Here is a 20488-nt window from a genome sequence, read left to right on the forward strand (position 1 = left end):
GAAAAAAGGCCGGTGCGAGTCACCGGCCTTTCTTCGCAGGCTTGGAAAAATTCAGCGCAGGCCGGCAATGTAGTCGGACACAGCCTTGATTTCCTTGTCATTCATCTTCGCGGCGATGGCGGTCATCATGGGTGCGTTGGCACGGGTGCCGGCGCGGAACGCGGTCATCTGGGCGTCGATGTAGTCGCCATGCTGGCCGCCCAGGCGCGGGTACTGGGCCGGCATGCCCGAGCCGGTCGGGCCGTGGCAGCCCGCGCAGGCCGGGATGTTGCGATCGGCGATGCCGCCGCGGTAGATCTTCTCGCCCAGGGCGACGGTGGCCTTGTTCTTGGCGAAGCCCGGCTTGGCGGTCTTGGAGGCATAGAAAGCCGACACGTTGCGGATGTCCTCTTCCGACAACGGGGCCGCCATGCCGCTCATGATGGCGTTCTTGCGCTTGCCGCTCTTGAACTCGTGCAACTGCTTCGCCAGGTATTCGGGATGCTGGCCGGCGATGATGGGGTTGGCGGGCGCGCCGCGCGAGCCGTCGGCGGTGTGGCAGGCCACGCAGACCTGCGTCGAGATGGCGCCACCCTTGGCCAGGTCCGGCTTGGCGGATGCGGCGGCAGGCTCGTTCGCGTGAGCCGCGGCGGTCAGCATCAGACTCGACAGGAGGAGGGCGACAGTCTTCATGGATTTATGGTTTCGTTGGGCGCAACCTTGAAATTTTACAATGCCGAATCACAGCGTCCCATCCGTCCATGACCAACGAAATCCCTGATGCAGCACCTGCCCCTTCTTCGGAGCCCGTCACCGAGAAGCTGGCGCTGGCCTGGACGCACACGGCGCGCTTCCTGACGACGGCCAGCCAACTGCACCACCTACCGGCCACCGAACTGCCCGAGATCGCCTTCGTCGGCCGCTCCAATGCGGGCAAGTCCACGGCCATCAACACGCTGGCGCAGCAAAAGCGGCTGGCCTTCGCGTCCAAGACGCCGGGCCGCACCCAGCACATCAACCTGTTCGAGCTGGGCCCGAAGGACGCCGCCGATGCGCTGTTCGCCGACCTGCCGGGCTACGGCTACGCGGCCGTCAACAAGTCCGCCAAGCTGCGCTGGCAGAAGGTGATGGCCGACTACCTGGCCGTGCGCCGCAGCCTGTCGGGCGTGGTGTTGATGGTGGACTCGCGCCTGGGCCTGACCGACCTGGACCGCCAGTTGCTGGAATTCGTTGCCGCCCGCGTGGCCACCGGCGAGATCAAGCTGCTGGTGCTGCTGACCAAGTCGGACAAGCTCAATCGCAAGGAGGCCGATGCGTCGCTGCGCGCGACCACCGAGTTCCTGGCCAGCATGACGACCGAGCATTCGGAGGTGGCGGTGACACTGTTCTCAGCGCTGAAGAAAAGCGGCGTGGGCGACGTGGCGCAGGCGCTGCACGAATGGACGCATGGCGCCGAACAGCTGGCCGCCAGGGCCGCCGCTGCACAGGCCGCCCAGGCGGCCGAGGTGCATCCTCCGGCCGAAAGCGCCGACAGCGCCGACTGACATGACCACGCTGCTGCGCTTCACCACCGCGCCCGGCATCGAGCTGGCCTGCCGCGCCAGCGGGCCGGTGGATGCGCCGCGGCTGGTCTTCCTGCATGGCTTCCCGGAGGGCGGCTTCATCTGGGACGCGCTGCGGGCCCGCTTCAGCGACCGTTTCCGCTGCCTGGCGCCGGACCTGCGCGGCTATGGTGACTCCAGCGCGCCGGCCGACGTGGCGGCCTACCGCGCCCGGCACCTGGTGGCCGACATCGCGGCGCTGATCGAGCACAGCGGCGGTGCTCCGGTGCATGCGGTCATCGCGCACGACTGGGGGGGCGCGCTGGCCTGGAACCTGGCGGCATTGCGGCCCGAGCTGCTGCAGCGGCTGGTCATCGTCAACTCGCCCCACCCCGGGCTGTTCCAGCGTGCCCTGGCCAGCGATGCTGCCCAGCAGGCCGGCAGTGCCTACATGAACGACCTGTGCGCGCCGGACGCCGAAGCCCGCTACGCGGCCGATGACTTCGCCGGGCTGTTCGAGCTTCTGACCCACCAGGGCGGCGCCGGAACGTGGCTGGACGATGCCGTGCGCCAGCGCTACCGCGACCTGTGGTCACGCGGGCTCAGCGGGCCGCTGAACTTCTACCGCGCCTCGCCGCTGCGCCCGCCGAGTGGCAGCGATACGGGCGCCGCCGCCGTGCAGCTGCCGCCCGAGATGCTGCATGTGCGCGTGCCAACGCTGGTGATCTGGGGCGAGGCCGACACGGCGCTGCCGCCCACCTTGCTGGACGGGCTGGGCGAGTTCGTCCCGGAGCTGCGCGTGGAGCGCGTGCCGGGGGGCACCCACTGGCTGTTGCATGAGCAGCCGACGCGCGTGGGCGACCTGATCGAATCCGTGCTCTGAGCGCGGCGGTTGGCTGATCAGCCCCCGTCCAGGTCGCTCATCAGCGTGTCGACGGCGCGTTGCACGACGCTGTCGTCCTCCAGCGCGGTGATCAGTCCGTTGGCCAGCAGCGCCTCCAGCGCGCGCCGCGTCAGCGGCAGCCGCTCGTCCGACTCGCGGCCTACAAACAGCATGAACTGACGACCTTCGCTGATCCAGGCGATCTGCGCGGTGTGCCAGTCGCCCTGGATGAACAGGTGGTACCAGTGGCCCAGCTGCATGCCGTTCACCCAGCGCTGCAGCGCGGCGCTGGCATCGGGCGAATCGTGTTCGTTGTACAGCTGCACGGGCACCGTGGGCAGCCCTGCGCGGTCGACCTCGGTCCGCAGCCAGTGCGAGGGCACTTGCGAGTCGCGCTCCTCCATCAGCCGCTTGACGATCTCCTCGGCCGACGCGGGCGCGGCGTTGCCAGCCGTGCTTGTCGGGCGCGGCGCGACGGGGCGGCGCTCGGCCGGGTCCAGTGCCGGCAGGCCGCGCAGCAGGCGGGCGTGCTGGCCCATCAGTTCCTGCAGCGCCGGCTCGCGCTTGGGCGCCGCCAGGCCGATGCTGTCACAGCCGGCGTTCAGCGTCTCGATGAGCACCGGCAGGCGCATGCGCAAGGCCTCGCGGTCAGCCTGGTCGCGCGGCGTGACCAGGCTGTCGAGCAACGCGTCGACCAGTTCCACGGCGGCCTGCGCCTCTTGCGAGTCCCGGCCGTGGCCGACCATCGCCGTCACGATGACGTCGACCCAGACGGTCTGCAGGAAGCGGTGCATGCGCGGCCCCAACGGCGCACCCGCGGTCTGCTGGTCGATCTGCTCGCGGATCAAGTCGCGCCATTCAGTGCGCAGCTGCTCGCGCTCCAGCGCGGCCAACGCGACGGCGTTGCACTCGCTGCTCTGGCGCGCCTGCTGGTCGACATGCGCTGTGACGCGCGCCAGCGCCTGCTGGAAAAGCGCCGCCGTCGGGGTGGGCGCGTCGACCAGCAGCTGGGACTCGGCCTCCATGAAGCGCAGGAAAGCGACCAGGCGGGGGTCGTCGACGCGCTCGAACGCCATGCCGTGCGCGGCGACGCGGTTCAGCAGCGCCCAGGTGGGGTGGTCCTGGCGGCGCAGCAGCGTCGAGTCGCTGCGGGCCAGGCGCACGACGGCAATCTGCAGGCGACCCAGCAAGGCCTTCAGCGGCGGCAGCAGGCGCGGGTCAGCCAGGATCTGGTCGTACAGCCGGCTCAGCATGTCCGGTCCGGTCGTGCGCACGAACGGCGCGGGCGCCTGCGCGTCACGGGGGCTGCCCAGGCCCTGGCGCCGCGAGTTGACGGCGTCGATGCGGCGCGACAGGCCGTCCAGCGTGCCCGGCATGGTTGCCTTGGCGCCGATGCCGCGCGCCGCGGCCAGGCGTTGGTGCGCCAGCGGGTCAGTCTTGGGCTGGCCGTGCGATGCCACCATGTCGCTGATGTCGGCGGCGCGCAGCTGCGCGCAGGCGTGGCTGTAGAGGCGGTGGAGCGACCGGGCCAGCGGCGCCGCTGCCACCCGCATCAGCTCGTACTGGGCCTGCGCGGCCACCGGGCTGGCGGCCAGCGCGTGGTGCAGCGCATGCGCGTACAGCGCGGGGCGCAGCGGGTTGTCGCGCTCGCGCGCCCGGGCAATGCCGCGAGAGGCGGCGAAAAAGTTGCCGATCTGGTGCAGCTCGGCGCGGCTGGCTTCTTCGGCGGCCTGCGCCACGTGCGCAACGGCCACATCCTGCAGCGCCTGATGCTCGTCCACCAGGCTGAGGCCTTCGAGGCCGCCCAGTTGCAGCGCTGGCCGGTGCAGCGGGTCGTCGCCGCGCCGGCCGGCCTGCAGCAGCTCGATGAGCTTGCCTTCGAAATCCGTCGCGAAGTGGGCGCGAACCTTGCGCCAGCTTTCCCGCAGTGCGAAGTGCTGGGGCTGGGCGTCCAGTTCATCCTGCACGACGTTCAGCAGCTCGCGGGCCAGCGGCCCGGCTTCCGTCAGTGCGTGATCGAGCAGTTCGTGGGGATGCAAGGCAGCGGCGTGAGCAGAGGGGACGTTTCCATTATCCGGCGCGCCTTCAGCGAGGCCCGCCGAGTTACGCCCGCTGAACGCCCCTGATCCGCAGGGCCGCTGGCGCAGTTCGGGAACGTTGTCACGCTTTCGCCGCGTTTGTGGCCGCGTTTGTGGCCGCGTTTGTGGCCGCGGTTGTGGCGAGGCGACACGCGGCATGATGCGCGCGGTACGGGTTTCGGGAATGACATGAAGCGTCTTCTTCTCATTGCAGGTTGGATCGCTGGCGCGGGCGCCGCGAGCGCGCAGACTGAGGAGGCCACGCCGCGGCGCGAGGCGCTGCCGCTGTGGGAGCTGGGGGTGGCGGCTGGCGGGTTGTCGCAGCAGGCCTATCCGGGGTCTGACCAGCAGGCCCGCCGCGTGCTGGCGCTGCCGTATCTGGTCTACCGCGGCAAGGTGCTGCGGGCCGAGGGCGGCAGCGCCGGCCTGCGCACGGTGCGGACGGAGCGCTTCGAGCTGGACGTGTCGTTCGCCGGCTCGCTGAGTTCGGGTTCGGAGTCCCTGCGGGCGCGCGAGGGCATGGCGCGGCTGGGCACGCTGGTGGAGGCGGGGCCCGTGGCTCGCTGGTTCTTGAACGGCCGCAGTGCCAGCGACCGCATCAGCTTGGAGCTGCCGGTGCGTGGCGTGTTCGAGGCCCGCGATCCCAGGCGTCATCGCGGCATGACCCTGGAGCCGGAGCTGAGCTGGCAGCGCCGCCCTCAGGCGGGCGGCTGGGGCTACGGACTCAGCGTGGGCGCCTTGTTCGGGGATCGCCGCATGGGATCAACGTTCTACGGCGTGGCGCCTGGTGAGGCGCGGCCGGACCGGCCGGCGTTCGATGCGCGGGCCGGCCTGATCGCTTGGCGGCTGGGGGCCAGGGCGGCGACGCACCTGACGCCGGACCTGCGCCTGTTTGCGTTCGGCCGTCTCGACAGCCTCGCCGGTGCGGCCAACCGTGACAGCGCGTTGGTGCGGCGCACGACGGGCATCAGCTACGGCATCGGCTTGACCTACACGCTGAAGCGCTCCGCGGCCAGCGCGAATGACTGACGCTGGCAGAGCGCCAATGAAAAAGGGGCTGCTCGCGCAGCCCTTTGTTGATACCGATGTGAGTCGTCACGCGACACCATCGGTGCGGCAGTCGGCGTCGCGAGCGGGTCCTGGGCGGTGTGAAGCGCGCAACCGCACTCGCGTGCGGTGCGCACTGCAGCGCCGTCCAGCGCCTGCGCAGTCGCCGAATGCCGTGCCGATTACATGTCCATGCCGCCCATGCCGCCCATGCCGCCCATGCCACCGGGCATGCCGCCGCCGGCAGCTTCTTCCTTCGGCGACTCGGCAACCATGCACTCGGTCGTCAGCATCAGCGAAGAAACGGAAGCAGCGTTCTGCAGGGCAGTGCGCGTCACCTTGGTCGGGTCCAGGATGCCCATTTCGATCATGTCGCCATAGGTGTCGTTGGCGGCGTTGAAGCCGTAGTTGCCCGAACCGGCCAGCACGGCGTTGACGACGACGGAGGCTTCGCCACCGGCGTTGTAGACGATCTCGCGCAGCGGGGCTTCGATCGCCTTCAGCACCAGCTTGATGCCAGCGTCTTGGTCGGCGTTGTCGCCCTTGATGGCGCCAGCAGCTTGCTTGGCGCGCAGCAGCGCGACGCCACCACCGGCCACGATGCCTTCTTCAACGGCTGCGCGCGTGGCGTGCAGCGCGTCTTCAACGCGGGCCTTCTTTTCCTTCATCTCGACTTCGGTGGCGGCACCGACCTTGATGACGGCGACGCCGCCGGCCAGCTTGGCCACGCGCTCTTGCAGCTTCTCGCGGTCGTAGTCGCTGGTGGCTTCCTCGATCTGGATACGCACTTGCTTGACGCGGGCTTCGATGTCGGCAGCAGCGCCGGCGCCGTCGATGATGGTGGTGTTTTCCTTGCCCACTTCGACGCGCTTGGCCTGGCCCAGGTCGGCCAGCGTGACCTTCTCGAGCGTCAGGCCCACTTCTTCGGCGATGACCTTGCCGCCCGTCAGGATGGCGATGTCTTCCAGCATGGCCTTGCGACGGTCACCGAAGCCAGGCGCCTTGACGGCGACGACCTTCAGAATGCCGCGGATGGTGTTGACCACCAGGGTCGCCAGCGCTTCGCCGTCAACTTCTTCAGCAATGATCAGCAGCGGGCGGCCGGCCTTGGCCACTTGCTCCAGCGTGGGCAGCAGGTCGCGGATGTTCGAGATCTTCTTGTCGAACAGCAGGACGAACGGGTTGTCCAGCAGCGCGGCTTGCTTCTCGGGGTTGTTGATGAAGTAGGGCGACAGGTAGCCGCGGTCGAACTGCATGCCTTCGACGACGTCGAGTTCGCTGTCCAGGCTCTTGCCGTCTTCAACGGTGATGACGCCTTCCTTGCCAACCTTGTCCATTGCTTCGGCAATGATGCGGCCGACTTCGGAGTCGCTGTTGGCCGAGATCGTGCCGACTTGAGCGATTTCCTTGGAGGTCGTGGTGGCCTTGGAGGCCTTCTTCAACTCGGCGACCAGGGCGGTGACCGCCTTGTCGATGCCGCGCTTCAGGTCCATCGGGTTCATGCCGGCGGCCACGTACTTCATGCCTTCGCGGACGATGGCTTGTGCCAGCACCGTGGCGGTGGTGGTGCCGTCACCGGCGTTGTCAGACGTCTTGGAAGCGACTTCCTTGACCATCTGCGCGCCCATGTTCTGCAGCTTGTCCTTCAGCTCGATTTCCTTGGCCACGGACACACCGTCCTTGGTCACGGTGGGGGCGCCGAAAGAGCGCTCGAGCACCACGTTGCGGCCCTTGGGGCCCAGCGTCACCTTGACCGCGTTGGCCAGGATGTTCACGCCTTCAACCATGCGGGCGCGGGCTTCGCCGCCAAAGATCACGTCTTTTGCTGCCATTTGAATTCTCCGAATCTAAATTGGGGTCAGAGTCAGTTTCCTGACACTGGTTTGAGGAGGGCGGCGCGTCGCGCTATCGCCCTCGGTGCATCACTTCTGGACGATCGCGAAGAGGTCTTCTTCGCGCATGACCAGCAGCTCGTCGCCGTCGACCTTGACGGTCTGGCCGGAGTACTTGCCGAACAGGACGCGGTCGCCGACGGCGACGTTCAGGGCAACGAATTCACCTTTGTCGTTGCGCTTGCCCGGACCGACGGCCAGCACTTCACCTTGATCAGGCTTCTCGGCGGCGTTGTCGGGAATGACGATGCCAGAGGCGGTCTTGGTTTCTTGCTCCAGACGGCGAACGATCACGCGATCGTGCAGGGGGCGCAGCTTCATGGGATCTCCTTGCGAGTTGGAAGCGGCCGCAGGCCAGAGGCGGTCTGCGGCTCGCCGAAAAAATGGGGTCGAGGATTCGGCCCGATCTGTTAGCACTCGAAAGTGCAGAGTGCTAGCAATCGGATTATAGGGACGCGGCCTCGCGATTCAAGAGGGTTGCTGACAGACGTGATGTGCAGACCCCTGCCGGGATGGCGGGCCCGAAATACAAAAAGGACCGCCGAGGCGGTCCTTTGACGCGAGGTCGCGCAGTTTCAGCGCGACGCGCGGCGGCGTGTCCAGCCGAGAGCGCCCAGTGCGCCGAGAGCCAGTGCCATGCTGGCGGGTTCCGGCAGCGGGTTGGGGTTGGTCGCATCGCGGGTGGTGAAGCTGAGGTCGTCCAGCATCACGCGCTTGTCGAAGCCGGAGAATGTGATCGAGTAGGCGGTGCCCTGGAATTCGATGGCGTCGTCTTCCCAGCCGCAGAAGCGGACGTTGGGCTGGTCGCAACCCGGTTCCAGCAGGTTGGACAGCAGGGCCAGCGGTTGGCCGGTGCCGTCGCGGCTGCCGAACACCGAAATGGACAGGCCGCCCGCGGCGCGCTGGCCGTAAGTGAACGACACCATATCAATGAAGCCGCTATCCACGCTGATCGTGAACTCGCGGAGTTCGCCGGTTTCCCGGTCGGCGGGATTGCCCAGGATCAGTGCGCCGCAACTGCCGGGCTTGTCGAACGACAGGCCGCTGCCGCAGCCGTTCAGCTGGGAGTTGACACCCCACGCGTTGCCGGTGAAGTGCAGGCCGAGGTCCTTGAACTGCTCCGACAGCTGGCCGCGTTCGGCGGCATCTTCGAAGTCGAGCGTCACGGTTCCGGCGAGGGCCGGCTGCAGCGTGGTGGTCAGCAAGGCCAGAGCCAGAAATTTCCTCGTCGCGCGCATGGCGTTCTCCGTCGGGTTTTCGAGTTGGGATTTGGCGCTAAATGTAAACAAGCACTCCGGGACTGGGCCGCGCGCGGCCCCTCCAGTTGAGGGGGCGTTGCGCGCGCGACGCCCGGCTTAGGGGGGCGAGGGGCGCATGGCTAAACTGCCGTCGTGGAAACCAAATGGCTCGAAGACTTCGTCAGCTTGGCCGAGACGCGCAGCTTCTCCCGCTCGGCACAGCTGCGTCATGTGACCCAGCCGGCGTTCTCGCGCCGCATCCAGGCGCTGGAAGCCTGGGCGGGGGTCGACCTGGTGGACCGCTCGTCATACCCCACGCGGCTGACCGTAGCCGGCGCAACGCTGCTGGCCCAGGCGGTTGATCTGCTTGGCAACCTGCAGGCCACGCGCAACATGCTGCGCAGCCACCAGTCGGCCGACCAGGACATGATCGAGTTCGCCGTGCCGCACTCGCTGGCGTTCTCTTTTTTCCCGCATTGGCTGATGGGGCTGCGACGCGGTTTCGGCGCGATCAAGTGCCGGCTCAACGCCGCCAACGTGCATGACGCGATGCTGCAGCTCAGCGAGGGCAACTGCGACCTGCTGCTGGTCTATCACCATGCCAGCCAGCCTTTGCAACTGGACCCCGAGCGCTACCAGATGGTGTCGCTGGGGCACGAGACGCTGCAGCCCTACGCACGTGCGGACGCCCAAGGCGAGCCGCTGTTCCGGCTGCCGGGGCGGCCTGGGCAGAAGATTCCCTTTCTCAGCTACGCCGCTGGGGCCTATCTGGGGCGCCTGGTCGAGCTGATCGTCAAGGAGGCCGGCAGTGCGTTGAACCTTGACTCCATCTACGAGACGGACATGGCCGAGGGGCTGAAGGCGATGGCACTGGAGGGGCATGGTCTGGCGTTCCTGCCCGCCAGCTCCGTGCAGAAGGAACTGGCTGTCGGGCGGTTGGTGCCCGCCGCGCCTGCGGGCGAGTTCGCCGTCAGCATGGAATTGCGCATCTACCGTGAGCGCCCGGAGCTGGCGCGTCGCCAGAAGGCCGCAGCGCGGGCGTTGTGGGACTATCTTGCAGCGCGTGCATGAAGGCATCCGCCTTTTGCATGCGTCGTATAAACCCGCATATGGGCAGCACGCACGGCGTGATCTGCTCATGGATGCGACCGATCCCACCCATTCTGTTGTTGGAGTGTTCATGAAAAAAGTACTGCTCGTCGCGGCCCTGGCCGCCGTTGCCATGGCGGCCCAGGCCGACACGCTGAAGAAGATCAAGGACAGCGGCGTCATCACGCTGGGCGTGCGCGAGTCCTCGGGCCTGTCGTACACCATCGGCGACGGCAAGTTCGTCGGCTACCACATCGACGTCTGCACCAAGGTCGTGTCCGACCTGGAAAAAGTGGTCGGCCGCAAGCTGGAGACCAAGTACCAGCCGGTCACGTCTGCCAACCGCATCCCGCTGACGGTCAACGGCACCATCGACCTGGAGTGCGGCTCGACGACCAACAACGTGGCCCGCCAGAAGGACGTCGCCTTCGCCGTGACGACCTATGTCGAGGAAGTGCGCATCGCCGTGAAGGCCAGTTCCGGCATCAACGCCATCAACCAGCTGGCTGGCAAGACCATCGCGACCACCACCGGCACGACGTCGGTGCAGACGCTGCGCAAGCACGAGCGCGCCGCGGGCGTGGACTTCAAGGAAGTGTTCGGCAAGGACCACGCCGACAGCTTCCTGCTGCTGGAGTCCGGCCGCGCCGATGCCTTTGTGATGGACGGCTCCATCCTGGCCAAGAACATCGCCACTTCCAAGGCGCCTGCCGAGTACAAGATCGTCGGCGACGTGCTGGCGGTCGAGCCCATCGCCATCATGCTGCGCAAGGACGACCCGGCCTTCAAGAAGGCGGTCGACGACAGCATCAAGGGGCAGATGAAGTCGGGCGATCTGGCCAAGACTTACGACAAGTGGTTCCTGCAGCCCATCCCGCCGACCAATGTCCGGATCGGTCTGCCGCTGTCGGCCGCGACGAAGGACGCCTGGGCCAACCCCAACGACAAGCCGACGGAAGACTACGCGAAGAAGTGATCGCGGGCACGTTTTGAGCTAGTGCAAGGCGGGTGCGGGTCACCCGCCTTTTCGTAGGAGAGTCAATGAGCTGGGATTGGCAGGTGTTCTGCAAGAACACCATCGACGGTGAAGTCGTCGCCAGCTGCTTCGGCAGCGGCGGCGACATCACCTATCTGCAATGGATGATTTCGGCCTGGGGCTGGACGCTGAGCGTGGCGGTGCTGGCGCTGGTGCTGGCGTTGAGCGTCGGCGCGCTGATGGGCATCCTGCGCACCACGCCGAGCCGGACCTTGGTGGCGATCGGCAATACGTGGACGGAGTTGTTTCGCAATATCCCGCTGCTGGTGCAGATCTTCCTCTGGTACCACGTGCTGCCGTCGCTGTTCCCGGTGCTGCGTGAGGTGCCGAGCTTCATCCTGGTCGTGTTCGCGCTGGGCTTCTTCACGTCGGCGCGCATTGCCGAGCAGGTGAAGGCCGGGATCCAGAGCCTGCCCAAGGGCCAGCGTTATGCCGGCCTGGCCATGGGGTTCACGCTGCCACAGACCTACCGCTACGTGCTGCTGCCCATGGCCTTTCGCATCGTCATCCCGCCGCTGACCAGCGAGAGCATGAACATCATCAAGAACTCGTCGGTGGCCTTCGCCGTGAGCATTGCCGAGCTGACGATGTTCTCCATCCAGGCCAGTGAGGAAACGTCGCGCAACATGGAGATCTACATCGCCGTGACCGGCCTGTACTTCATCTCGGCGTTCGCCATCAACCGCATCGCGCTCGTCATCGAGAACCGGACGCGCGTCCCCGGCATGGTGGGAGGCAAATGATGCAGCAGCTCGACTTCAGCTTCCTGAACTGGGACGTCATCTCCGGCTTTGTCGCCAAGGGCTTCATCTTCTCCATCCAGCTGACGCTGATCGCGATGATCGGCGGCATTCTGCTGGGCACGGTGCTGGCGCTGATGCGCCTGTCCGGCAAGGCCTGGCTGGTGATGCCTGCCGCGGCCTACGTGAACACGCTGCGTTCCATCCCGCTGGTGATGGTGATCCTGTGGTTCTACCTGCTCATTCCGCTGCTGACCGGCAAGGCGCTGGGCACGGAGCTGTCGGCCATCGTCACCTTCACGCTGTTCGAAGCGGCCTACTACTCCGAGATCATGCGGGCGGGCATCCAGAGCGTGCCCAAGGGCCAGGTGCACGCGGGTTACGCGGTGGGCATGACCTATGGCCAGACCATGCAGCTCGTCGTGCTGCCGCAGGCCTTCCGCAACATGCTGCCGGTGCTGATGACGCAGACCATCATCCTGTTCCAGGACACCTCGCTGGTCTATGCCATCGGCGCTTACGACCTGCTGAAGGGTTTCGAGGTTGCGGGCAAGAACTTCAACCGTCCGGTCGAAACCTACCTGATCGCCGCCGTCGTCTATTTCGTCATCTGCTTCGGCCTGTCCATGCTGGTCCGCCGCCTGCAGAAGAAGATCGCCATCATTCGCTGAATGCGCTGAATCACCATGATCGACATCAAGAACGTTTCCAAGTGGTACGGCAGCTTCCAGGTGCTGACCGACTGCACGACGTCCATCCAGAAGGGTGAGGTGGTCGTCGTCTGCGGGCCTTCGGGGTCCGGCAAGTCCACGCTGATCAAGACGGTCAACGCGCTGGAGCCCTTCCAGAAGGGCGACATCGTTGTGGACGGCATCTCCATCGCCGACCCCAAGACCAACCTGCCCAAGCTGCGCTCGCGCGTGGGCATGGTGTTCCAGCACTTCGAGCTGTTCCCGCACCTGTCGGTGACGGAGAACCTGACCATCGCGCAGGTCAAGGTGCTGGGCCGCTCGGTGGCGGACGCCAAGGTGCGTGGTCTGAAGATGCTGGACCGCGTGGGCCTGTCCGCGCACAAGGACAAGTTCCCGGGACAGCTCTCCGGCGGCCAGCAGCAACGCGTGGCCATCGCGCGCGCGCTGTCGATGGACCCCATCGTCATGCTGTTCGACGAGCCCACCTCGGCGCTGGACCCGGAGATGGTGGGCGAGGTGCTGGACGTGATGGTGCAACTGGCCCAGGAGGGCATGACCATGATGTGCGTCACGCACGAGATGGGCTTTGCCAAGAAGGTCAGCAACCGCGTCATCTTCATGGACGCCGGCAAGATCGTCGAGGACTGCTCCAGCGCCGACTTCTTCAGCAAGCCCGAGGAGCGCACGCCGCGAGCCAAGGACTTCCTGGCCAAGATCCTGCAGCACTGAGTTGCAGGCCGCATGAAAAACGCCCGCCAGATGGCGGGCGTTTTGATTGAAGTCGTGCGGACTCAGGGCTCGATGGCCGCGCCGACGACCGGGCCGCCAGAGATGCCCGCAATGCGCGTCGCCTTGCCGGTGGCCAGGTCGATGCGGTACCAGACTGACTGGCCGCCCGTCGTGATGGCCGAGTAGGCTGCATTGGACACGTCCGAGATGTCCAGCGTCGCCTTGTCGAACGAGCCCACGCCCAGCGAGCCCACCGTGTACAGCTTGCCGGTGTTGGGCGACACCATGGGCTGCACGCCCTCCTTGGTGCCCTGGTGCGCCAGCACACCCGCCTGGCCGTCCAGCGCGTAGTTGGTGGTGATCTTCTCGTTGCCCTTGTTGTACGTGTAGCCGGCCGCCACCACGTTAGCGGCCTTGCTGGCGTTCACGTCGCCGCTGTCGTACTGCAGGCGGCCATCCAGTTGCAGGCCGGGCGTGTTGGGGTCGGCATCGACGACGGCGCCCGTGTCGGGGTGCACCCGCATGTTGAAGCCAGTGTTGCTGACGACGCGGATGCGGTCCACCGTCGGATTGAAGTCGAAGCCCCATTCAGTCGCGCCAGCGGGCAGGCCAATCGGCGTACCGACGGCACTGGCGGCCGACGTCTTGGTGTCGATGCGGTACAGCTGGCCGCTGGCGCCCAGGCCGAACAGCTGGCCCTTGGCGACACGGAAGTCGATGCCCACCAGCGTGTCGCCGGAAGCCAGACCGGTCAGCGCGCGGCTGGACAGTGTCTTCTGCGGCTGGCCGGCGTTGAACTGGATCAGCTGATTGCCGGCCGTCACCGCGTAGATGGTCTCCTTGGCCATCGGGCCGAGCGGTTCGGTTGGCTGGCTGGCGCAGGCGGCGAGCAGAACGGCGGTGGCGGCAAGCGTGAGGGCGTGGCTTCTCATGGCGTCTCCAGAGTTGGGATAAACCCGATTTATACGTGTCCATCCCCGGCTTGGATTGAAGCGGTTACAGAAACATGCCGCCGGAGGCTTCCATGCGCTGGCCGGTGATCCAGCCGGCGCCCGGGCGCATCAGTGTGGCCGCGGCGCCGCCGATGTCGTCGGCCTCGCCCACCCGGCCCAGCGCCGTGACCGACGCGACGAACCGGTTCAGCTCGGCGTTGTCGCGCACCGCGCCATCGCCGAAGTCGGTCGCGATCGCGCCCGGCGCCAGCGTGTTGACGCGGATGCCGCGGGCAGCCAGCTCTTTGGCCTGGTAGCGGCTCAGCACCTCGACCGCGCCCTTCATCGCGGCATAGGCCGCATAGCCGGGCAGGGAGAAGCGGGTCAGGCCGCTGGAGATGTTGAGGATGCACGCACCCGTCCGGTCGCCCGTGGCGAGCAGCGGCAGCAGCGCCTGCGTCAGGAAGAACGGACCGCGCAGGTGCATGGCCAGCAGCGCGTCGAACTGCGCCGGTGTCGTCTCGGCAAACGGCACGTGCACACCAGCGCCGGCGTTGTTGATGAGGCCGTCCAGCGCGGGTGCACCCCAGGCGTGCAGCGTGTCGCGCACCTGCTGCACAAAGAGGCCGAAGGAGGAAGCGGTCACGTCCAGGGCCAGCGCCTGAGCGCGGCGGCCGAGGGCCTGGATCTGCGCGACGACGGCCTGGGCGGCTCCCGCCTGGTCGCGGTAGGTGATGAGCAGGTCGTGGCCGTCTCGGGCCAGCGCCAGCGCCATGGCGGCGCCGAGGCCGCGGCTGCCGCCGGTGATGAGGGTGATGGGTGCTGTCATGGTTGGCTCCGTCAGCGGTTGAGAGGGGACGGCGTGAAATTTATTGATTCGGTAGCAATGGATAAAGTCGCGTGTTCGGAACTCAATGTGTTTGAAATGGCGACCAATCTGGATCTCGCCGCGCTGCGCGTGTTTCTGCGCGTGGCCGAGCTGGCGCACTTCAGCCGCGCCGCCGACGAGCTGGCGCTGCCCAAGGGCCGAGTCAGTCGGATCGTGCGCGACCTGGAGGCGCGCCTGGGCACGCGGCTGCTGCAGCGCACGACGCGGCGCGTCAGCCTCACGGCCGACGGCGAACTGCTGGCCGAACGCGCGCAGGTGCTGCTGGCCGATGCCGGCGAGATCGAGTCGCTGTTCCAGCAGGACGCGCAGCTCACCGGCCGGCTGCGTGTCGATCTGCCGGTGCGGCTGGCGCTGGACGTGGTGCTGCCGGCGCTGCCTGCGTTCCTCGCGGCGCATCCGGGCCTGGCCATCGAGGTGAGCTGCAGCGACCGCCGCGTCGACCTCATCGAGGAGGGTTTCGACTGCGTGCTGCGCGTCGGTGCCGTGCACGACCCGATGCTCGTCGCACGGCCGCTGGGTCAGATGAGCATGGTCAACGTCGCCAGCCCCGCCTACCTCGCCGCGCATGGCACGCCGGCCACGCCGGACGAACTGCTCGCTGGCGGGCATGTGCTGGTGCACTACAGCCAGACCTGGGCCGACCGCCGCCCGCGCTTCGACTGGCTGGATGCATCAGGCCAGGAGCGCAGCCTGACGCTGCCGTCTCGCGTCACCGTCAACAACACCGACGCTTACCAAGCTGCGGTGCTGGCCGGCGCCGGCGTCGCACAGTTTCCGGTTCAGGGCGTGCGCCACCTGCTGGCCGATGGCCGCCTCGTGCGGCTGCTGGAAGGCTTCGAGGCCGCGCCGCTGCCGGTGCGGCTGGTCATGAGCCAGCGCCGCCACACACCGCGGCGCGTGCGGGTGTTCATGGACTGGCTGGCCGAACGGGTTGCCAGCCGGTTGGACGGTTAGACGCTCAGAGATTCACCGGCCCATCGATCGCCACCCCGCCCATCGCCGCCTTGGCCTGCTGTTGGCGCACGCGGTCGATGTAGGTCTCGGACCGCGCCAGCTGCTCCTGGATGAGCTTGTTGTTGGTGCCCATCGTCGCGATGGCCTGGCTGCGGAAGTTGTCCATCGCGTCCATGGCCTGGAAGGTCTGGTCGAACATGGACTGGATCTGCTGGATGCCCAGCATCGGGTTGGACGAGAACTCGGCCGTCGCATCGACGTGCTGGTTCAGCGCCGTGCCGGTCTGGTGGATGAGGTCGCCGATGGTCTTGTTGACGCCCTGCAGCATCTGCATGACTTCGATCTGGTTGCCGGTGGCGCGCGCCACGGTCTGCGCCACGGCCAGCGCGCTCATGCCGGTGGTGGCGACGCGGTCGCAGCCGATCATCATTTCGCGGCCGGTCTTCTTCAGCACATCCAGCGCCAGGTAGCCGTTCACGCAGACGGCCTGCTGGGTCTGGATGTCGGCGAGGTTCTGGCGCGCGTAGAACAGCACTTCCTGCTCCAGCGCCTTGGCCTTCAGCGGGTCGCTGGCCTTGAGCTGCTGCACGCGCTCGTCCAGCCGGGCGTCCAGCGTGCGGGCGAAGCGGGCGGCGGCGGCCAGCGCCTGCATGGCCTCCCACAGCTTGCCGCGCGTGGCCTCGATGTCGATGACGTCCTTCTGGATGTCGTCCTTGGCCGCATAGAGCTGGGTCATCGCCGTCTGCAGCTGCGAGCTGGCCGACTCGAACTTGCGGAAATAGGCCTCCAGCTTGTTGCCGAACGGGATCAGGCCCAGCAGCTTGCGCGGCTGCAGCAGGTCGCCGTCCTTGCCAGGGTTCAATTCGTCGAGCTGGCCGCGGATGGCGGCGATGGCCTTGTACGCCGGCGTGTCCGTCGCGCCGACAAAGTTGCGCTGCATCAGGCTGCCCTGCATCAGGCCGGCCGCGATGCTGATCTCCTGGCGGCCAAGCTGGAAGGCGCTGTCCAGCTTGGCCTTGAAGGGCTCGCTGTGCAGGTCTTCCTTCTCCAGCGCCTCGATGAAGCGGCGCACCTGCTCGTCGACCTTGTCGGCCACCTCGGCCTTCAGCGGCACGGCCTCGACCGCCTGGACCGGTTGCACCGGCGTGATGACCTCGGGCGGCGTCAGCGTGAATGAAGGGGTGGCCGTGGTGGTCGTCGTCGTGCTCATGCGATGTCCTTGTTGCCGAATTTCTGTCTCAGGAATTCACTGTGGCGCAGGAAGGCCTGCGCGTCCTGGCCGGCGAGGTCGTCGCCGAGCTGGTCGACCTTGGTCTCCAGCTCGGCCAGCACGCCCTCGAAGGTGGTCTGCGCCGTCTTGCCGTTGGCCAGCAGCTTGGTGGTGGCGAACTGCTGCGGGATGCTGAGGTAGGTGTTCAGCGCCTCGGGCAGGTAGGTGATGGCAATGTGGCGCGCATGGAAGGTCTCCTGCAGGCTCAAGCTGCCCTTGCTGCGCTCCCACTGGTTGAGCAGGCCTTCGAGCCGCTCGCACAGGCGCTGGATGCGCTGCGCCAGCACGAAGGGGATGCGCTGCCCGGGGTTGTGCTCGGTCAGCCGCCGCACGCCGCTGAGCGCGCGGCCCATGGCCTCACGGGCGTCGCCCTCGTCCTCGAACTTCAGCGCCTCCCAGGCGTCTTCCTTGGTGCTCGGCCAGCCCCACCACAGCGCGCCGGCGCCCAGGCCCACGCCGTAGCCCAGTGCAGCGAGGCCCAGCGCCCAGCCGCCAAGAAGGCCCAGGGCCTTCAGCACCAGCACGCCGGTGGCCACCAGCAGGCCGCACCAGTTCGCAGGCGCGTTCAGCCATCTGAAGAGACCCGTCATTTGTCGACCCCCACGGCGCTGCGCGCCTGCCCCCCAAGGGGGCGCTCGCCAGTTCGGAACGGCCGTGCGTGGCTCATTGGTAGGCCCGGATGTCCTTGAACACCGCATACAGCGGCGTCTTGCGCGCGTCGAACACCTTGCCGCCGGTGATGTTGACCAACTCCTTCAGGTCGGCCTCGCCGGCCTCGCCGAACAGCACCATGAAGACCGGGATGCCGCGCACGTCCTCAGGCAGCTGCTCGTAGGCGCGCTTGAAGTCTTCCAGCTTGCGGCCCGCGGTGTTCTTGCCGTCGGTGAAAGCGACGACCGAGTACTGGTAGTCGGGCCGGCGCTGGCGCTCCTCCAGCATGTGCTGCAAGCCGGCCAGCACCGCGTCGTACAAGGCCGTGCCGCCGGCCATCTTCAGCTCGTCAGCGGTGTCGCGCACGCGCTTCAGTTCGGCCAGCTTGGCCTCGGTGTCCACCTGCGGCGCCACGCCCTTGGCGACCTTGCTGCCGGCCGGGATCTCGAACGGCACCGGCGCGCGCGGCGCATTGCTGAACGGCAGGAACCACAGCCGCTCACGGTTGGTCAGCTTGGCGACGCGGCCGGTCAGCGACGCATCAGCGCCGGCCAGGTAGTGGATGGCTTCCACCAGCTGCTCGCGACGTTGGCCCTGCATGCTGCCGCTGGTGTCCAGCACGAAGGTGGACGCAATCGGCTTGCGGAACTCGTTCAGGTAGGCGTCGATCAAGCCGTCGGCCAGCTGGCGGTCGGGCGAGAACGGCAGCTCCACCTGGAAGCCCAGCGGCGGCAGCAGGTCGGCCACGCGCGCGGCGACCTCGGCGCGCATGGGCCGGCGCAGCGTCTGGCGCGCCAGCCACAGCTGGGCCTCGTCGCCCTTCAGGTACTCGACGACCTTCACGTAGTCGGCCCGGCGCGCGTCGTTCAGCAGCATCAGCGGGTAGTCGGCCGTGGACACGCCCTCGAATGGGTAGATCAGGTGCAGCGGCTCGCGCAGCTTGCCGCTGGCGTTCAGGCTCAGCAACCAACTCTCGTAGTTGATGAAGGCATTGGCGCGCGTGCCCTGCTGCTTGATGAACTGCTCGGCCAGATACGTCGAGTTGTCGCCAACGATCTTGTAGCCCTTCAGGAAGTCGGCGATGGCACCGCGGTCCACGTCGCCTGCTGTCAGCGCCTCGCCCTTGCCGCCGGCCGCGGCGACAACGCCCAGCAGCGCCATGAAGCCCTGATTGCTGGTGGCGGGGTTGGACAGTGCGTACTGCAGCTGGCCGGCCCTGGCCGCGCGGGCGATGTCGGCCCAGGTCATCTTCGTGCCGGGCTTGTCCCAGCCGTATTTCGCGGCATCGCTCTTGCTGACGCCCACCGCGATGGGCGACAGCATGATCTTTTCCTGCACCTTGACCTTGCTCTGGCCAGCCGCGTCGCTGAGCAGGTACTTGGCGTTGGCGAACCAGGCGGCGTCGGCCTGCGATCCGCTCAGCACCTCCTGCGTACTCTCCATCGTGCCGCCGAAGCGGAACTGCACGTCCACGCCCGTGGCCTTGCGGATCTGCGCGGCCAGCGGCTCGATGTCCTTCAAGTCGCTGGTGGCCAGCACGTGCAGGGGTGTCGTGGCTTCGCTGGTTGGAATGTCCGGCGCGTCCGAGGCGGTCTCGGGCGCCTTGCCGCAGGCGGCCAGCAAGGCAAGGGCGAACACACAGAAGGCACGGCGCATCACTGGTTCATCTCCCGGCTGACGATGTCGATCATTTCAAACATCAGGTCGAACCCTGGCGGGTCGATGACCTGGTTCATACGCACGTCCACGGCCAGCCCGGCCTTCTCGGCGGCGGCTGTGAAGGCGGCCGTGTCACCGGTGCGGAAGCCCTGCTCCAGCGCGACGGCCTGCAGCGTCTGGTCAGCGGCGAGCCGCTCGGCCAGCAGGCGGGCACGGTCGCTCATCGCGACGAACACGATCTTGTTGACGATGGTGGGCTGCGGGTACATCAGCACCATCTCGGGCCGTACGCCACCCTTTTGTGCCTGGGCCAGCATCTGGCTCTCGTAGATGAAGGTCAGCGGCGTCTTGCCCATGCCGATGGCCAGGTAGTCATCGAACGCGCCGTTGACGTAGTTCTCCTGGAAGCCCTGGCGCTTGAACAGCTCGGCCAGCTGGCCCGCGTACTTCATCGCCGCGCTTCGGTCGGCCACCACGTCGCCGTTCAGTGCGGCCGACGTCAGCGCCAGGTACATCGCGGCGGAGTTGCTGCGGCGGATGTCGGTGGTGCTCACCAGCACGCTGCGCGAAACCGCGTAGTCGCCGCTGCTCTTGAGGTCACGCCAGCGCTGCTTGGCCAGCATGGCCTGCGTCAGCTTTTCCATGTCCAGGCCGTAGACGCGCGGCGCGCCCGGCTCGGCGATGCCATTGGCGGACAGGATCTTCGCGATCGGCTCCCACGAGGCCACCACCAGCGGCGTGTGGAAGGGCGAGGTCTGCGTGGCCGTCTTGCCGGCCTTGCGCGCGGCGTCGGCAATCATGTTGGCGGCGACGACGCCGCTGGCGAGGAAGAAGTCCGGCTGGTCGGCGCCCCCGATGCGGGCTGCCATGTCGCGGCTGCCCACGCGGGCCACTTGCACCGGCAGCTTCGCCTGGGCCAGCGCGCGGATCACGCGCTCATCCTTGAACAACGGCTCCATCTCGACGGTGATGAAACCCTTCAGCGGCTCGGCGGTGGCGACGGCGGCCTGTTCCTGCGCGATCAGCCTGTTTTCGTCGTTGCTGCGCAAGGCAAAGAAGAGGGCGCCGCCAAACAGCGCCAGCAGAACCAGGGTGCCGATCAGGCGTTTCGCGTTGTTCATGATGGTGAGAAGCTGCCTCCTTTGAATCAGGTGCGGAGTGTGCATCCTTCCGGCGACGACAATCGGCG

General features: G+C 67.3%; 20 protein-coding genes. 9 read left to right on the forward strand and 11 right to left on the reverse strand.

Going from position 1 to position 20488, the window contains the following annotated elements; genetic code table 11:
* Positions 1-51 precede the first annotated feature (51 nt).
* Positions 52-672, reverse strand: coding sequence for a c-type cytochrome (locus ACG02S_RS23345; protein ID WP_394472902.1), 621 nt, complete (start codon positions 670-672; stop codon positions 52-54).
* Positions 673-740: 68 nt separating this feature from the next.
* On the opposite strand from ACG02S_RS23345, the gene yihA reads away from it, so the two are divergent.
* Both yihA and ACG02S_RS23355 read left to right on the forward strand, forming a co-directional pair.
* Entirely contained in the window at positions 741-1523 is a 783-nt protein-coding gene (gene yihA / locus ACG02S_RS23350; RefSeq protein ID WP_394472903.1) for a ribosome biogenesis GTP-binding protein YihA/YsxC, read from the forward strand.
* 1 nt (position 1524) lies between these two features.
* Positions 1525-2403: an alpha/beta fold hydrolase gene (locus ACG02S_RS23355; protein WP_394472904.1), complete on the forward strand. Its 879-nt coding sequence runs from the start codon at positions 1525-1527 to the stop codon at positions 2401-2403.
* Positions 2404-2420: 17 nt separating this feature from the next.
* Here ACG02S_RS23355 and ACG02S_RS23360 read toward each other — a convergent pair whose 3' ends face one another.
* Positions 2421-4442 (reverse strand): DUF1631 family protein, encoded by a 2022-nt coding sequence (locus tag ACG02S_RS23360; RefSeq protein WP_394472905.1) that lies wholly within the window; start codon positions 4440-4442, stop codon positions 2421-2423.
* A gap of 228 nt (positions 4443-4670) precedes the next feature.
* Here ACG02S_RS23360 and ACG02S_RS23365 point away from each other — a divergent pair, with 228 nt between their 5' ends.
* Positions 4671-5510: a MipA/OmpV family protein gene (locus ACG02S_RS23365; RefSeq protein ID WP_394472906.1), complete on the forward strand. Its 840-nt coding sequence runs from the start codon at positions 4671-4673 to the stop codon at positions 5508-5510.
* A gap of 200 nt (positions 5511-5710) precedes the next feature.
* On the opposite strand, the gene groL is transcribed toward ACG02S_RS23365, so the two are convergent.
* From groL to ACG02S_RS23380, 3 genes are all read right to left on the reverse strand, one after another.
* On the reverse strand, positions 5711-7360 hold the full coding sequence (gene groL, locus ACG02S_RS23370) for a chaperonin GroEL (protein WP_394472907.1): 1650 nt from the start codon (positions 7358-7360) through the stop codon (positions 5711-5713).
* A 90-nt stretch (positions 7361-7450) separates the two neighbouring features.
* Entirely contained in the window at positions 7451-7741 is a 291-nt protein-coding gene (gene groES / locus ACG02S_RS23375; RefSeq protein ID WP_394472908.1) for a co-chaperone GroES, read from the reverse strand.
* 254 nt (positions 7742-7995) lie between these two features.
* Positions 7996-8658: a hypothetical protein gene (locus tag ACG02S_RS23380; protein WP_394472909.1), complete on the reverse strand. Its 663-nt coding sequence runs from the start codon at positions 8656-8658 to the stop codon at positions 7996-7998.
* Positions 8659-8811: 153 nt separating this feature from the next.
* Here ACG02S_RS23380 and ACG02S_RS23385 point away from each other — a divergent pair, with 153 nt between their 5' ends.
* The 5 genes from ACG02S_RS23385 to ACG02S_RS23405 all read left to right on the forward strand — a co-directional run bounded on the left by ACG02S_RS23385 (position 8812) and on the right by ACG02S_RS23405 (position 12944).
* Positions 8812-9729 (forward strand): LysR substrate-binding domain-containing protein, encoded by a 918-nt coding sequence (locus ACG02S_RS23385; protein WP_394472910.1) that lies wholly within the window; start codon positions 8812-8814, stop codon positions 9727-9729.
* Positions 9730-9838: 109 nt separating this feature from the next.
* The gene (locus ACG02S_RS23390) at positions 9839-10723 is read left to right on the forward strand and encodes an amino acid ABC transporter substrate-binding protein (protein WP_394472911.1); all 885 of its coding nucleotides are present in this window, start codon (positions 9839-9841) and stop codon (positions 10721-10723) included.
* Between the two features lie 65 nt (positions 10724-10788).
* Positions 10789-11526, forward strand: coding sequence for an amino acid ABC transporter permease (locus tag ACG02S_RS23395; RefSeq protein WP_394472912.1), 738 nt, complete (start codon positions 10789-10791; stop codon positions 11524-11526).
* A complete protein-coding gene (locus ACG02S_RS23400; protein WP_394472913.1) occupies positions 11523-12194 on the forward strand; it encodes an amino acid ABC transporter permease in 672 nt (223 codons plus the stop codon). The genes ACG02S_RS23395 and ACG02S_RS23400 overlap by 4 nt, the downstream gene beginning before the upstream one ends.
* Before the next feature lie 15 nt (positions 12195-12209).
* Positions 12210-12944 (forward strand): amino acid ABC transporter ATP-binding protein, encoded by a 735-nt coding sequence (locus ACG02S_RS23405; RefSeq protein WP_394472914.1) that lies wholly within the window; start codon positions 12210-12212, stop codon positions 12942-12944.
* Positions 12945-13006: 62 nt separating this feature from the next.
* Here the strand turns inward: ACG02S_RS23405 and ACG02S_RS23410 are convergent, their stop codons facing one another.
* On the reverse strand, positions 13007-13876 hold the full coding sequence (locus ACG02S_RS23410) for a DUF4394 domain-containing protein (RefSeq protein ID WP_394472915.1): 870 nt from the start codon (positions 13874-13876) through the stop codon (positions 13007-13009).
* Positions 13877-13940: 64 nt separating this feature from the next.
* Positions 13941-14705, reverse strand: coding sequence for an SDR family NAD(P)-dependent oxidoreductase (locus tag ACG02S_RS23415; RefSeq protein ID WP_394472916.1), 765 nt, complete (start codon positions 14703-14705; stop codon positions 13941-13943).
* A gap of 96 nt (positions 14706-14801) precedes the next feature.
* On the opposite strand from ACG02S_RS23415, the gene ACG02S_RS23420 reads away from it, so the two are divergent.
* Positions 14802-15719, forward strand: a complete 918-nt coding sequence (locus ACG02S_RS23420; protein ID WP_394472917.1) for a LysR substrate-binding domain-containing protein — start codon at positions 14802-14804, stop codon at positions 15717-15719.
* 4 nt (positions 15720-15723) lie between these two features.
* Here the strand turns inward: ACG02S_RS23420 and ACG02S_RS23425 are convergent, their stop codons facing one another.
* The 4 genes from ACG02S_RS23425 to ACG02S_RS23440 all read right to left on the reverse strand — a co-directional run bounded on the left by ACG02S_RS23425 (position 15724) and on the right by ACG02S_RS23440 (position 20420).
* A complete protein-coding gene (locus ACG02S_RS23425; RefSeq protein WP_394472918.1) occupies positions 15724-16929 on the reverse strand; it encodes a toxic anion resistance protein in 1206 nt (401 codons plus the stop codon).
* A complete protein-coding gene (locus ACG02S_RS23430) occupies positions 16926-17579 on the reverse strand; it encodes a hypothetical protein (protein ID WP_394472919.1) in 654 nt (217 codons plus the stop codon). The genes ACG02S_RS23425 and ACG02S_RS23430 overlap by 4 nt, the downstream gene beginning before the upstream one ends.
* A 73-nt stretch (positions 17580-17652) precedes the next feature.
* Positions 17653-19296, reverse strand: coding sequence for a vWA domain-containing protein (locus ACG02S_RS23435; protein WP_394472920.1), 1644 nt, complete (start codon positions 19294-19296; stop codon positions 17653-17655).
* A complete protein-coding gene (locus ACG02S_RS23440; RefSeq protein WP_394472921.1) occupies positions 19296-20420 on the reverse strand; it encodes a hypothetical protein in 1125 nt (374 codons plus the stop codon). The genes ACG02S_RS23435 and ACG02S_RS23440 overlap by 1 nt, the downstream gene beginning before the upstream one ends.
* Between the last annotated feature and the right edge of the window lie 68 nt (positions 20421-20488).

Source organism: Pelomonas dachongensis, assembly GCF_043555865.1.
Taxonomy (GTDB): Bacteria; Pseudomonadota; Gammaproteobacteria; order Burkholderiales; family Burkholderiaceae_C; genus Pelomonas; species Pelomonas dachongensis.

Coding starts and splice junctions, on each gene's coding strand:
- ACG02S_RS23345 (WP_394472902.1), bottom strand. CDS start 672: ATGAAGACTGTCGCCCTCCTCCTGTCGAGTCTGATGCTGACCGCCGCG.
- yihA (WP_394472903.1), top strand. CDS start 741: ATGACCAACGAAATCCCTGATGCAGCACCTGCCCCTTCTTCGGAGCCC.
- ACG02S_RS23355 (WP_394472904.1), top strand. CDS start 1,525: ATGACCACGCTGCTGCGCTTCACCACCGCGCCCGGCATCGAGCTGGCC.
- ACG02S_RS23365 (WP_394472906.1), top strand. CDS start 4,671: ATGAAGCGTCTTCTTCTCATTGCAGGTTGGATCGCTGGCGCGGGCGCC.
- groL (WP_394472907.1), bottom strand. CDS start 7,360: ATGGCAGCAAAAGACGTGATCTTTGGCGGCGAAGCCCGCGCCCGCATG.
- groES (WP_394472908.1), bottom strand. CDS start 7,741: ATGAAGCTGCGCCCCCTGCACGATCGCGTGATCGTTCGCCGTCTGGAG.
- ACG02S_RS23380 (WP_394472909.1), bottom strand. CDS start 8,658: ATGCGCGCGACGAGGAAATTTCTGGCTCTGGCCTTGCTGACCACCACG.
- ACG02S_RS23390 (WP_394472911.1), top strand. CDS start 9,839: ATGAAAAAAGTACTGCTCGTCGCGGCCCTGGCCGCCGTTGCCATGGCG.
- ACG02S_RS23395 (WP_394472912.1), top strand. CDS start 10,789: ATGAGCTGGGATTGGCAGGTGTTCTGCAAGAACACCATCGACGGTGAA.
- ACG02S_RS23400 (WP_394472913.1), top strand. CDS start 11,523: ATGATGCAGCAGCTCGACTTCAGCTTCCTGAACTGGGACGTCATCTCC.
- ACG02S_RS23405 (WP_394472914.1), top strand. CDS start 12,210: ATGATCGACATCAAGAACGTTTCCAAGTGGTACGGCAGCTTCCAGGTG.
- ACG02S_RS23410 (WP_394472915.1), bottom strand. CDS start 13,876: ATGAGAAGCCACGCCCTCACGCTTGCCGCCACCGCCGTTCTGCTCGCC.
- ACG02S_RS23415 (WP_394472916.1), bottom strand. CDS start 14,705: ATGACAGCACCCATCACCCTCATCACCGGCGGCAGCCGCGGCCTCGGC.
- ACG02S_RS23420 (WP_394472917.1), top strand. CDS start 14,802: ATGGCGACCAATCTGGATCTCGCCGCGCTGCGCGTGTTTCTGCGCGTG.
- ACG02S_RS23425 (WP_394472918.1), bottom strand. CDS start 16,929: ATGAGCACGACGACGACCACCACGGCCACCCCTTCATTCACGCTGACG.
- ACG02S_RS23430 (WP_394472919.1), bottom strand. CDS start 17,579: ATGACGGGTCTCTTCAGATGGCTGAACGCGCCTGCGAACTGGTGCGGC.
- ACG02S_RS23435 (WP_394472920.1), bottom strand. CDS start 19,296: ATGCGCCGTGCCTTCTGTGTGTTCGCCCTTGCCTTGCTGGCCGCCTGC.
- ACG02S_RS23440 (WP_394472921.1), bottom strand. CDS start 20,420: ATGAACAACGCGAAACGCCTGATCGGCACCCTGGTTCTGCTGGCGCTG.